This is a genomic window from Mesorhizobium silamurunense (assembly GCF_014843825.1).
Lineage (GTDB): Bacteria > Pseudomonadota > Alphaproteobacteria > Rhizobiales > Rhizobiaceae > Mesorhizobium > Mesorhizobium silamurunense.
The window spans coordinates 50,293-61,416 of sequence record NZ_JHQR01000062.1 but is presented as its reverse complement, the minus strand read 5'-3'; the positions used below and the strand labels follow the sequence as shown (position 1 = coordinate 61,416).

The following is an 11,124-nucleotide window of genomic DNA, read 5'->3' as shown; positions in this document are numbered from 1 at the left end:
CACGACGCGGTCGCCTGGGGCTATGCGCGCGGCGCATCGGCGCGCGGCGTCCACATCATCCAGAACTGCGAGGTCACCGGCGTCAAGCGCGCGGCCAACGGCGCCGTCACCGGCGTCGAGACGACGCGCGGCTTCATCGGCGCAAAAAAGGTCGGCGTGGTCGCGGCCGGTCATTCCTCGGTCATCATGAACATGGCCGGCGTGCGCATGCCGCTCGAAAGCTATCCGCTGCAGGCGCTGGTGTCGGAGCCGGTCAAGCCGGTGGTGCCCTGCGTGGTGATGTCGAACACCGTGCACGCCTATATCTCGCAATCCGACAAGGGCGAGCTGGTGATCGGCGCCGGCACCGACCAGTATGTGTCCTATTCGCAGACCGGCGGCCTACACATATTGCAGCACACGCTCGATGCAATCTGCGAGATGTTCCCGATCTTCACGCGCATGAAGATGCTGCGCTCCTGGGGCGGCATCGTCGACGTGACGCCGGACCGCTCGCCGATCCTGGCGAAGACGCCGGTCAAGGGGCTCTATGTCAACTGCGGCTGGGGCACCGGCGGCTTCAAGGCGACACCCGGCTCAGGCAACGTCTTTGCCCACACCATCGCCAGGGACGACCCGCACCCGATCAACGCGCCCTTCACCCTTGAGCGCTTCCGCACCGGCCGCCTCATCGACGAGGCCGCGGCGGCGGCGGTGGCGCACTGATGATGGCCGAGATGGCTGTCGCGATGCCGCTGGTGCTCGCCGGCGAGCAGGGGCCTTTCCACGTGGCCTCGGCGCGCGAAGTGCGGGTCCAGGCGATCAGCCGGGCGGACCACGAGACGGATTGGCCGTTCTCGGTCGGTGAAGGCATGCTTGCCTGCGTCTGGAGCGGCGGCCGCAAGGTAGTGATGTTCTTCGAGAACAGGCCGAAGGATCTGGGCGAAGGCGAGCCCTTCCATCCGCGCGGCGTCATCGTCACCACAGACCCGATGCAGCTCACGCTCGGCAACATGGCGAACCGGGCGCTGTTGAAACCCTCGGCCAGCGTCGAGGAACGCATGCGGCTCGTCGCGCCCTTCGCGGCGCTCGGCCAGAGGCTTTGCGATCAACCGGCCGGCGCCCGCGTCGGCCATGGCGAATTGTAGGATCAACCTAGATGCTTCTCATCCGCTGTCCCTATTGCGAGGAAGAGCGCCCGGAACTCGAGTTCCGCAATGCCGGCGAGGCGCATATCGTGCGCCCGACCAACATTGCCGGCGAGAGTGACGACGACTTCGAGAAATTCTTCTTCATCCGCGCGAACCCGAAGGGCGTCATCTATGAGCGCTGGCGGCATATCCATGGCTGCGCGCGCTTCTTCAACGCCGTGCGCGACACCGTCACCGACAAGTTCGTCATGACCTACAAGGCCGGCGAGCCGAAGCCCGCTAAGCTGCCTGGAGCCTCGAAATGAACCCCGCGTTCCGCATTCCCGGCGCCGGGCGCCTCAGCCAGGCGAAGACGGCTTCCTTCAGTTTCGACGATAAGTCCTATGCCGGCATCGAAGGCGATACGCTCGCGTCGGCGCTGCTCGCCAACGGCGTCCACCTCGTCGGCCGTTCCTTCAAGTACCACCGGCCGCGCGGTTTCCTGTCGGCCGGCGCGGAGGAGCCCAACGCGCTGGTGCAGATCGTGCGCGACGATGCGCGCAAGACGCCGAATGTGCGGGCGACCGTGCAGGAGCTCTATGACGGGCTGACGGCCCATTCACAGAACCGCTGGCCCTCGCTTGCCTTCGACGTCGGCGCGGTCAACGATCTTGCCTCGCCGATGTTCTCGGCCGGCTTCTACTACAAGACCTTCATGTGGCCGAAGTCGGCCTGGAAGAATCTCTACGAGCCGAAGATCCGCGCGGCGGCCGGCCTCGGCGTTTCTCCCGACCGGCCGGACCCCGACCATTATGCCGCGCGCTATGCGCATTGCGAGGTGCTGGTGCTGGGCGGCGGTGCCGCCGGCATTGCCGCAGCACTTGCCGCCGCCGAAACGGGTGTGCGGGTGATCCTCGCCGACGAGCAGGCCGAATTCGGCGGCAGCCTGCGCTTCGAGAGCGGCGCCAAAATCGACGGCGAGAACGGCTTTGCCTGGGCTCAAGGTGCGATCGCGAAGCTCAAGGCCATGGACAATGTCCGCTTGCTGCCGCGCACGACTGCTTTTGGCTATTACGCGCAGAATTTCGTCAGTCTTGTCGAGCGGGTCAGCGACCATCTCAAGAGCCCTGGCCGGGAACTGGCGCGCGAGCGCCTGTGGCAGGTCCGCGCCAGGCGAGTCGTGCTGGCGACCGGCGCCATCGAGCGGCACATGGTGTTCGCCGACAACGACCGGCCGGGCATCATGCTGGCGTCGGCCGCGCGCACCTATCTCAACCACTATGGCGTCGCGGTCGGCAGGAATGTCGGCGTCTATACAGCGAACGACTCGGCTTACGCGGCGGCGATCGACCTGAAGAAGGCGGGCGTCAATGTCGCAGCAATCGTCGACCTGCGCGACAACCCGACCGGACCGGCGATCGACGAGGCGAGAGGCCTCGGCATCGAGATCAATTTCGGCCGCGCGGTGATCCGCGCCGGCGGCAAGCTGCGCGTGTCGTCTATGACCGTGCAGCCGAAGAATGGCGGCGGCGAGCGCACCATCCCGGTCGACGCCATCCTGATGTCGGCCGGCTGGACGCCGTCGGTGCATCTGTTCTCGCAGTCGCGCGGCAAGGTCGCCTTCAACGAGGAGACGCGGCGCTTCGTGCCGGGAACCTACGCGCAGGACTGTGTCTCGATCGGCGCCTGCAACGGCACCGACGGGCTGGACGCGACGATCGATGAGGCCTACGCGGCCGGCGCCAAGGCGGCAAAGGAAGCCGGCGGCAAGGCAGGCAAGAGCGCCAAGCCGAAGGTCGATGCCAGCGAGAGCTGGTCGCGCGGCATGCTTGGCGCCGCTCCCGGTGCCGGTCCGGACACCACGGTCAAGGCCTTCGTCGATTTCCAGAACGACGTCACCGCCAAGGACATCCGCCAGGCGGTGCACGAGGGCATGCATTCGATCGAGCACGTCAAGCGCTTCACCACCAACGGCATGGCGACCGACCAGGGCAAGACGTCGAACATGCACGGCCTGGCGATCGCGGCCGAGACGCTCGGCAAGCCGATCCCGCAGGTCGGCCTCACCACCTTCCGCGCGCCCTATACGCCGGTGACGTTCGGCTCGATCGTCGGCCATGCGCGCGGTGCCTTGTTCGACCCGACCCGCAGGACCGCGACCCATCCCTGGGCCGCCGCGCACGGAGCGGTCTTCGAGGATGTCGGCCAGTGGAAGCGCGCCTGGTACTTTCCCAGGGCCGGCGAGGACATGCACGCCGCCGTCAACCGCGAATGCGTGACGGTGCGAAAAGTGGCCGGGCTGTTCGACGCCTCGACGCTCGGCAAGATCGAGGTGGTCGGGCCGGACGCGGCGAAATTCATGGGACTGCTCTACACCAACCCGTGGGAGAAGCTGGAGCCCGGCCGCTGCCGCTACGGCATCATGCTGCGCGAGGACGGCTTCATCTATGACGACGGTGTTGTCGGCAGGCTGGCGCCGGACCGCTTCCATGTGACGACGACCACCGGCGGCGCGCCGCGCGTCATGCATCACATGGAGGATTACCTTCAGACCGAATTCCCGCATCTCAATGTCTGGCTGACTTCGATCACCGAGCAATGGGCGGTGATCGCGGTGCAGGGGCCCAAATCGCGCGAGATCATCGCCCCGCTGGTCGAAGGCATCGACATGTCGGACGAGGCGCTGCCGCATATGTCGGTGCGCGAGGGCAAGATCTGCGGCGTGCCGACGAGGCTGTTCCGGATGTCCTTCACCGGCGAGCGCGGCTTCGAGGTCAATGTGCCGGCCGATTATGGCGAAGCGGTCTGGGAAGCGCTGTGGGCCGAAGGCCAGAAGCATGGCGCCACTGCTTACGGCACCGAGTCCATGCACGTGTTGCGCGCCGAGAAGGGCTACATCATCGTCGGCCAGGACACCGACGGCACGGTCACGCCGAACGATGCCGGGCTCGACTGGGCGGGGGGCAAGAAGAAGACCGACTTCGTCGGCATACGCGGCATGGCCCGGTCTGACCTGGTCGCCAAGGGCCGCAAGCAGCTCGTCGGTCTGAAGACCAAGGACCCGAAGGTGGTGCTGGAAGAGGGCGCGCAGATCGTCGAGGATCCGAAGCAGGCGATCCCGATGAAGATGATCGGCCACGTCACATCCAGCTATTGGTCGGAGAATTGCGGGCGCTCGATCGCGCTGGCGATGGTCGCCGGCGGCCGCGACCGCATGGGCCAGACGCTCTACGTGCCGATGCCCAGCGGCACGATCGAGGTGGAGGTCACCGGCATGGTGTTCGTCGACGAGAAGGGAGAACGCCTCAATGGCTAAGGCTGCCGTCAAGACAAAAGCCGCTGAAGCCTCGGTCGAGCGGCGTCCCGCGCTTGGCGGCCGCGCGGTATCGGCGCCGGGCGTCAAGGTCGAGATCCTGCCGCCGGCCGAGCGCATTTCGCTGCGCGCGCCGGAGGCTTCGGTCGCCGCGTTGTCGAAGGCGCTCGGCGTGACGCTGCCGGCAAAGCCGAAGACCTCGGAGGCGAAGGGCGGGCGCACGGCGCTGTGGCTCGGGCCGGACGAGTGGCTGGTCATCGACGAGGCCAGCAACGATCCGCTGGCCGATTGCGCCAAGGTCTCGGCGCTGCATTCGGCGGTTGGCATCTCGCATCGCAACGTCGCGATCTCGGTCGCCGGCCTTGCGGCTGAGGTGACGGTCAATTCCGGTTGCCCGCAGGACCTGTCGCTCGAAGCATTCCCGGTCGGGGCGGCGTCGCGCACCATCCTGGGCAAGGCCGAGATCGTGCTGCTGCGTACCGCGAAAGACACGTTCCGGGTGGAGTGCTGGCGTTCCTTCTCGGACTATGTCTTTACTTTGCTGTCGGAAGCAGCGAGCGACGCGGCGAACTGATGCTTGCGGCCGATTGCCCTAAGGGTCGCTGCGGGAACCATCGCCAATCCGGCCCGTTGTTTGCGACCAGCGAGGGAGAAGCCGATGCCGTCCAGATCCGCGCCGAAGTCGCCCAAGAAGACCGCGGCTGTCCGTTCGCTGGAGCGGGAACGGCATCACGAGGTCGAGGATGAGGAACTCGAGGAAGGCCTCGAGGACACGTTTCCGGCCAGCGATCCGGTGTCGATCACCGGAACCTCAATTTCTGGCGCTCCCGCAAAGTCTGGGAGGGCGAAGAACGTGACTGGAAAGAAGCCGCGTAAGAAATAGGCGGCTTGCGACATTGCTTCAGACGTTTCGAATACAGCTGAAACGAAAAAGGGCGGCCAAGTGCCGCCCGTTTTCGTTTAGTTTTTGTGCGAAGCTGCCTGCGCTTAAAGACCGGGCACGAACCACGGGTTGACGTCCATGCCGAGGCGCGGGCCCTTGGTGGTCTGGGTCTTGACGGCGTCGGCCTTTTCGACCGAACCGGTCGCAGTGCAGTCAAGCGTCATATTGGTGTTGGTCTGAGCGCAGGCCGCGGGGGCGTGCTTGGCCGGCTGGCTCGCGCCAGCGAAAGCGGCGCCCGAGAAAGCCAGCACGGCAGCGAGTGCGAGGATTGTCTTTTTCATCTTCCGTCTCCAGTCGATTTTCGTACATGTACGATATGCTGTACATATACGGTTAACGGAAGGTGAATGCAAGGGCGAATTTGTACGCGTACGACAAATTTTCTTGAACGTAGGAATTCACCGCCGCGGATCAAGCGATCGGATGGGCAAAACGGTCAAAGATGGCCGATCAGCAGTTGACGGGTGTTTCGGTGAGAGGGGGTATGTCCTGTGCCGACAAGGAGACCAGCATGAAGTCGCACATCCGCTTCACATAAGCCTGGGGATCGCCGAAGGGATAGAAGGGGAAGGTGATCAGCAACGAGATCGTGCCATGGCCGACGGTCCACAGCATGGTGGCGATGGCGCGCGGGTCGCCCTTGAGCTTGCCGGCGGCCACGCAGGCCTCGACCCTTTTGATCAGCACCTTCATCGCCGGGTTGCCCTCTTCCATGTCCTCGTAGCTGCGGCCCTCCGGCAGCCGCGTCTTCTCGGTCATAAACACGGTGCGATATTCATTGGGGTTGCCGAGCCCGAAGGCGGCATATTCGGTCATCACCGCCCGCAGCGCTTCGATCGGGTCATCGGCGGGATGCTCCTCGATGCGCCGGGCAAGCGTCTCGAAGGCGTCTTCAGCCAGCGCGAACAGGATGTCCTGCTTGTCGGCGAAATAGGAATAGACCGACATCGGCGCGTAGCCGACCCGCTTGGCCAGCTTGCGGATGGTAAGCCCTTCGTAGCCCTCTTCTTGGACGAGCTTGTGGGCCGCATCGACCAGTTCGGAACGAAGCTCGGCTTTCTGTTTCTCGCGGCGTTTCTGAACGCTCAGCGCCAATGTCCGCCTGCCTTTTGATTGGTTGCCTGACGAAATTATATACAGTGTACGGCAACGGGCAAGGGAGCGGCCTGGTTCGGCAAGGTACGCTCTAGCGCTTTGTTCCAACGCAATTCCAGACCGCCTTTCCCGAAATCAGGTGGCGCCGATGCCGCCATCGAGCGCGAGCGCATGGCCGGTCATGAAGGAGTTGGCGGGATCGGCGAGATAAAGGACGCCGGTCACGATCTCGTCGACCTCTCCGACCCGTTTCATCGGCACGCCGCGGGTGAGCTCGGCAAGCGCTTCGGCTTCCGGCGCGCCGGTGGAACGCACGAAGCCGTCGACCATCGCCGTCCTCGTATGAGCCGGGCAGACCGCGTTGATGCGTATCCCCTTGCTTGCATATTCGACCGCCGCCGAGCGCGTCAGCCCGACGACGCCATGCTTGGCGGCGGCGTAGACCGACAGCTTGGGCGCGCCGGAGAGACCCGCGACCGAGGCGATGTTGACGATGGCGCCGCCCCTGCCCGTTTCCCTGAACTGGCGCTCCATCTGCGGGATCTGGTGCTTCATGGCGTAGAAGACGCCGAGCAGGTCGACCTCAAGCACCCGGCGCGCTTCCTCCGACGTCACTTGCGGCAGGCGCACGAAGGCGTGCACGATCCCGGCATTGTTGATGGCGATGTCCAGCCGTCCGAACTTCTCGACGGCAAGCTTCACCAGATCCTCGGATAGCTTCTCGTCGGCAATGTTGCCGGCAAGGAGCCCGGTCTCGGCGTCGAGTGTCGCCGCGAAGTCGCCGAGCGCTGCTTCGTCGAGATCGGAAAGAACCAGCCGCGCCCCCTCGGCGGCGAAGGCTTTGGCCGTGCCGCTGCCGAGGCCGCCGGTCGCCCCCGTGATCAGCACCGCCGCTCCATCGAAACGGCCCATCGCTCAACGCTCCGTTGTCAAATCTTCTTGTCGATCAGGTCGACCGCCAGCGCGGCAAGCAGCTTCACCGCCTCGCCATAGGTCTTGGCCTTTTCCGGATTGGAGGCGTTGCCGTCCAGCGCGCGGCGGTAGACACCCTGGCAGATCGCCGCCAGCCGGAAGAAGGAGAAGGCGAGGAAGAAGGTCCAGTCGCCGATGCCGTCGATGCCGCGCCGGCGGCAATAGGCGGCGACATAGGCCTCCTCGGAAGGCAGGCCGAGCGTGGCGCGGTCGACGCCGCCGAGGCCGCGAAAGCCGGAAGCATGCGGCAGCCGCCACTGCATGCATTGATAGGCGAGGTCCGCAAAGGGATGGCCGAGCGTCGACAGCTCCCAGTCGAGCACGGCGATGACCTTCGGCTCGTCCTTGGCGAAGATCATGTTGTCCAGCCGGTAATCGCCATGCACCAGCGAGACGCGGCCGTCAGCGGCCGGCATATGGGTCTCGAGCCAGGCAATCAGCCGGTCCATGTCGGCGATGTTTTCGGTTTCGGAGGCGCGATACTGGCTGGTCCAGCGGGCGAACTGGCGCTCGAAATAGCTGCCCGGCTTGCCGAAATCGCTTAAGCCCACGGCCTCGATATCGACGTCGTGCAGGGCGGCGAGCGTCGCGTTCATGGCGTCGTAGATCGCGGCCCGCTCGTCATTGCCGGATGCATCCGGCAATGAGGGGTCCCAAAAGATGCGGCCGTCGAGGAACTCCATGACATAGAACATGCGGCCGATCGGCGTTACTTCGCCCGAGAGATGCAGCATGCGCGGCACCGGCACGGCGGTGCCGGCAAGCGCCTGCATGACCCGGAATTCACGGTCGACCTGGTGCGCCGATTTCAGCAGCTGTCCAGGCGGCTTGGCGCGCAGCACGTAGCGGCCGCTGGCGGCGGTGAGCAGATAGGTCGGATTCGACTGTCCGGATTTGAATTTTTCGATCGCGGAAAGCCCGGCAAAGCCCGGGATATGCGCTTCGAGGTACGGCGCAAGCGCCGCTTGATTGAGAGCGTTGGCGTCGCCGCTCATGCGGTCTCTGGCTGGCGCTCGATCAGCGTCAGCGTCAGCCAGCGCGCGGTGAGCGCGGGCTTCTTCGATCCTTCGATCTCGATGGTGACGTCATGCGCCGTCTGCACCCATCCTGAGGGCCGCACCTTGACGTCGGCCAGCACGAAGTGCGTGCGGATGCGCGAGCCCGTCTTCACCGGCGCCAGGAAGCGCAGCGTGTCGAAGCCATGGTTGACGCCCATCTTGGTGTTCTCGATCGGCGGCATGGTCTCGAAGGTCATGGCCGACAGCAGCGACAGCGACAGGAAGCCATGCGCGATGGTGCCGCCAAACGGCGTCTCACGCGCGGCGCGCTCCGGATCGCAATGGATGAACTGATGATCGTCGGTGGCGTCGGCGAACTGGTCGATCATGCGCTGCGTCACCGTGCGCCAGGGCGACACGCCGACTTCCTTGCCGACGCTGGCCAGAAGCGTATCGAGTCTGATCGGTTCCACGCTGATGTCCTCCGCACCCCCGCCCGGATAACGAGCGCTTTTATTCCTTGAACAATGTCATCCCGTGCTGCACCGACTGGCCGCCGTCGATCGGCAGGATGGCGCCGGTGACATAGCTTCCGGCACGGCTGCACAAATAGAGCGTTGCGCCGGCAATGTCATCCGCCACACCGATGCGGCCGAGCGGAACATGGTTACCGACATGTTTCGCCTGCTCCTCCGTGGCGGTGGCAAAGGCCGTCATCCGGCTCTGGAAGGGGCCGGGGGCAAAGGCATTGACGGTAATGCGGCGGGCGGCGAACTCGATCGCCAGTGTGCGCGTCAGGTGATGCACCGCGGCTTTGGAGGCGGTGTAGGAATAGGCATCGTCGGCCAGCGGCTGGGTGCCCATCACGGAGCCCAGATTGATCACGCGGGCCGGGTCCTCGTCGCTTGCGGCGGCGTCGAGCAGCGGCAGCAACTCGCGCGTCAGGTGGAAGACGGCGGTGACGTTGACGCCGAACACCTTGCCCCAGGCGTGATAGGGAAACTCCTCCAGCGGCGCGCCCCAGGAAATGCCGGCATTGTTGACCAGGATGTGCAGCCGATCCGTGCGCACCTTCACCTCGGCGACCAAACCAGCGATGCCCGCTTCGCTGGACACGTCGCCGTCAAAACCCTCGGCGCGGCCTGAGCCGCCAAGCGCGTTGAGCTCGCTGGCGACGCGCACGCAGTCCTCGCCCTTGCGCGAGGCGATCATCACGGTGGCACCGGCCCGTACCAGCCCGGTCGCGACCATGCGGCCGATGCCGGTCGCGGCACCGGTCACCAGTGCGGTCTTGCCGGCGACCGAGAACAGCCTGTCCAAATAGCTCATCCCAATTCCTCCCACGTGCCTCGTCCCGGCCGGAACCGAAGGACTCGCGTTGACAAGGCTAGCCGAAGTACGGTCATCCTTGCCACGGGTAAAGATGCATCTGTGAAAGGGCCAGAACCGATGGCGGACATGAATCTCGGCATGACCGAGCGGCTGAAGCCGATCCATCAGCGCGTGGCCGCGATGGTGCGCGACGAGATCGCGCCGCTCGGCGAGGAGTTTCTGGCCGAGGTTGGCCGGAACGGTGACCGCTGGGCCTATACGGCCAGGCAGACCGAGATCCTCGAAGGGTTGAAGAAGACGGCGCGGGCACGCGGGTTGTGGAATTTCTGGCTCACCGATTCCAAGCGCGGCTATGGCTTGTCGACCGTCGAATACGCCTATCTGGCGGAGGAGATGGGCAAGGCGCATCTCGGCGCCGAGACCTTCAACTGCTCGGCGCCCGACACCGGCAACATGGAAGTGCTGGAGCGCTACGGCTCGGAAGACCATAAGCAAGAATGGCTGGAGCCGTTGCTCGACGGCAGGATTCGCTCGGCTTATCTGATGACCGAGCCGGACGTCGCATCGTCCGACGCCACCAATATTTCGATGCGCTGCGAGCGGCGCGGCGGCTACTATGTGCTCAACGGCGAGAAATGGTGGGCGTCGGGCGCCGGCGATCCGCGCTGCGCGATCTACATCGTCATGGTGAGGACCGGCTCCGACGACGAGCCGCAGCATCGCCGGCATTCGATGATCCTGGTGCCCTCCGACAGCAAGGGCATCACTAAGTTGCGCCCAATGCAGGTCTATGGCGACGACGACGCGCCGCACGGCCATATGCATCTGAGGTTCGAGGATGTGCGGGTGCCGGCGGCGAACCTGATCCTCGGCGAGGGCAGGGGGTTCGAGATCGCGCAAGGGCGGCTGGGGCCGGGTCGCATCCATCACTGCATGCGCGCGATCGGCCAGGCCGAGATGGCGCTGGAGATGCTGTGCCAGCGTTCCGTGCGGCGCGAGGCCTTCGGCCAGTCGCTGGCCAAGCTCGGCGCCAATTTCGATATCATCGCCGAGTGCCGGATGGAGATCGAGATGGCGAGGCTCTTGTGCCTCAAGGCGGCATGGATGATCGACCAGGGCGATGCGCGCGCCGCCGCGCCCTGGATCAGCCAGATCAAGGTGGTGGCACCCCGCGTCGCGCTCAAGGTCACCGATGAGGCGGTGCAGATGTTCGGCGCGCAGGGCATCAGCCAGGACACGCCGCTTGCCCGCTCTTGGACGCATCTGAGAACCCTGCGGCTGGCCGACGGGCCGGACGCCGTGCATCGGCGGCAGGTGGCCCGCACCGAGCTCAGGAAATACACGCAGGAAAAGGTCTGATCG

The 11,124-nt window shown here is 65.3% G+C and carries 13 protein-coding genes; 7 read left to right on the top strand and 6 right to left on the bottom strand.

Annotated elements, in window-relative coordinates; genetic code table 11:
• From DH10_RS07375 to DH10_RS07350, 6 genes are all read left to right on the top strand, one after another.
• Positions 1 to 705: FAD-dependent oxidoreductase (locus DH10_RS07375; RefSeq protein WP_192384569.1), on the top strand; the 705-nt coding region annotated here is incomplete at its 5' end.
• The gene (locus DH10_RS07370; RefSeq protein WP_192255507.1) at positions 705 to 1,127 is read left to right on the top strand and encodes a hypothetical protein; all 423 of its coding nucleotides are present in this window, start codon (positions 705 to 707) and stop codon (positions 1,125 to 1,127) included. The genes DH10_RS07375 and DH10_RS07370, both read left to right, overlap by 1 nt.
• Before the next feature lie 11 nt (positions 1,128 to 1,138).
• A complete protein-coding gene (locus DH10_RS07365; protein ID WP_192255505.1) occupies positions 1,139 to 1,435 on the top strand; it encodes a sarcosine oxidase subunit delta in 297 nt (98 codons plus the stop codon).
• Entirely contained in the window at positions 1,432 to 4,425 is a 2,994-nt protein-coding gene (locus tag DH10_RS07360) for a sarcosine oxidase subunit alpha (RefSeq protein ID WP_192384568.1), read from the top strand. Before DH10_RS07365 ends, DH10_RS07360 begins: the two co-directional genes overlap by 4 nt.
• Positions 4,418 to 4,996, top strand: coding sequence for a sarcosine oxidase subunit gamma (locus DH10_RS07355; RefSeq protein WP_192255501.1), 579 nt, complete (start codon positions 4,418 to 4,420; stop codon positions 4,994 to 4,996). The genes DH10_RS07360 and DH10_RS07355 overlap by 8 nt, the downstream gene beginning before the upstream one ends.
• A gap of 84 nt (positions 4,997 to 5,080) precedes the next feature.
• Positions 5,081 to 5,305: a hypothetical protein gene (locus tag DH10_RS07350; protein WP_192255499.1), complete on the top strand. Its 225-nt coding sequence runs from the start codon at positions 5,081 to 5,083 to the stop codon at positions 5,303 to 5,305.
• A 104-nt stretch (positions 5,306 to 5,409) separates the two neighbouring features.
• On the opposite strand, the gene DH10_RS07345 is transcribed toward DH10_RS07350, so the two are convergent.
• The 6 genes from DH10_RS07345 to DH10_RS07320 form a co-directional block, all read right to left on the bottom strand.
• Positions 5,410 to 5,646 (bottom strand): DUF680 domain-containing protein, encoded by a 237-nt coding sequence (locus tag DH10_RS07345; RefSeq protein WP_192255497.1) that lies wholly within the window; start codon positions 5,644 to 5,646, stop codon positions 5,410 to 5,412.
• Between the two features lie 169 nt (positions 5,647 to 5,815).
• On the bottom strand, positions 5,816 to 6,460 hold the full coding sequence (locus DH10_RS07340; RefSeq protein WP_192255495.1) for a TetR/AcrR family transcriptional regulator: 645 nt from the start codon (positions 6,458 to 6,460) through the stop codon (positions 5,816 to 5,818).
• A 135-nt stretch (positions 6,461 to 6,595) separates the two neighbouring features.
• A complete protein-coding gene (locus DH10_RS07335) occupies positions 6,596 to 7,372 on the bottom strand; it encodes an SDR family NAD(P)-dependent oxidoreductase (protein WP_192255493.1) in 777 nt (258 codons plus the stop codon).
• Between the two features lie 17 nt (positions 7,373 to 7,389).
• Positions 7,390 to 8,427 carry a phosphotransferase family protein gene (locus DH10_RS07330; RefSeq protein ID WP_192255491.1) on the bottom strand — a complete coding sequence of 346 codons (1,038 nt, stop codon included), beginning with the start codon at positions 8,425 to 8,427 and terminating at the stop codon, positions 7,390 to 7,392.
• Positions 8,424 to 8,909 carry a MaoC family dehydratase gene (locus tag DH10_RS07325; RefSeq protein ID WP_312891328.1) on the bottom strand — a complete coding sequence of 162 codons (486 nt, stop codon included), beginning with the start codon at positions 8,907 to 8,909 and terminating at the stop codon, positions 8,424 to 8,426. The genes DH10_RS07330 and DH10_RS07325 overlap by 4 nt, the downstream gene beginning before the upstream one ends.
• Positions 8,910 to 8,943: 34 nt before the next feature.
• Positions 8,944 to 9,759: an SDR family oxidoreductase gene (locus DH10_RS07320; RefSeq protein WP_192255488.1), complete on the bottom strand. Its 816-nt coding sequence runs from the start codon at positions 9,757 to 9,759 to the stop codon at positions 8,944 to 8,946.
• A gap of 120 nt (positions 9,760 to 9,879) precedes the next feature.
• Between DH10_RS07320 and DH10_RS07315 the strand changes: the two genes are divergently transcribed.
• Positions 9,880 to 11,121: an acyl-CoA dehydrogenase family protein gene (locus DH10_RS07315; protein WP_192255486.1), complete on the top strand. Its 1,242-nt coding sequence runs from the start codon at positions 9,880 to 9,882 to the stop codon at positions 11,119 to 11,121.
• Positions 11,122 to 11,124 lie beyond the last annotated feature (3 nt).